1 protein-coding gene is annotated in these 1,123 nt (G+C 57.4%); it reads right to left on the bottom strand.

Annotation, left to right across the window (positions count from 1 at the left end; all coding sequences use genetic code 11):
• Positions 1-1,054, bottom strand: a 1,054-nt coding sequence (gene ltrA, locus AC1DS6_RS42640; protein WP_477104811.1) for a group II intron reverse transcriptase/maturase, incomplete at its 3' end; no start/stop codon positions are given.
• Between the last annotated feature and the right edge of the window lie 69 nt (positions 1,055-1,123).

Here is a 1,123-nt window from a genome sequence, read left to right as displayed (position 1 = left end):
AGAACGTCTGCACGTTCTTTTTGCTTGGCTTGATGAGCAGCGTTCCCGAGTACTTCCGGAAATTCCACCCAAGGAAGTCGAAGCCGTTGGCAATGTGGACAATCCGCGTTTTCTCCGTCGATAGCGTCAGCCCCCGTACTGCTAGGAACTCCTCTACCCACGGCTTCACTTCGTGCTCCAAAACATCCGGCGTACTGCCGGTGATCACGAAGTCGTCTGCGTACCGCACGACGTTCACCTTATGCTTCCGTACGTTGGCGACGCCGAGTTTTGTCCGCAAGGACTCCACCAGTTGCCGTTCCAACCCGTTCAATGCCACGTTTGCCAGAGTCGGGGAAATGATGCCCCCCTGTGGTGTTCCGGCTTCGGTCACCTGAAACTGGCCCTGAAATACCACGCCAGCCTTCAGCCACTTTCGCAGAATTGCTCTGTCCATCGGGACGTTGCGTTCCAGCCAGTCGTGACTGATATGGTCAAAGCACCCCTTGATATCCGCCTCTAGTACCCATTGAGCCGAAGCCTTCTGGGACAACGAGACAAATAGCTGGGACATGGCATCCGCAGTAGAGCGATTGATCCGGAACCCATAGGAGTTCGGATCGCTCGTCCCTTCGGACACCGGTTCCAGCGCCAGCAGATACAGGGCCTGCATGGCTCGGTCCAACATGGTCGGAATACCCAGAGGGCGTTCCTTCCCATTGGACTTGGGGATAAAGACCCTCCGTAATGGCATGGGCCGATACCCCCGGCGTTTCAACCGTCCGATGGCTTCCCATCGGACTTCAGGCGAGTCCCACTTTTCGCGGTCAACACCTACTGTCCGCGCACCTTGGTTCTCCGTCACTCGTCGCACCGCCGATGCCTTGGCGGACCACGAGCGGGTCAGGGACCGTTGCAGGGCTTTCACTCTGCGCCAATCCCCTTCCTGTGTTGCCTTCGCAATTCGAATCTGCATTACCCGAACGTTTCGCTCAACGCGGCGCCAATTGATGTCGCCCCATCGCTGCGGTACGCCGGAGGGCGCAGATTCATCCTTGCGGATCAATGCTTCCATGCTGCTCTCCTATCTTGAGGATCCTCCCCAAAATCAAGAGACAACATGCCCCTTGAGGGACAGTTGCCC

This window comes from Cupriavidus sp. 05L310, from assembly GCF_056398185.1.
The sequence above is the reverse complement of the archived record's forward strand: the minus strand, read 5'-3'. Positions and strand labels throughout refer to the sequence as shown.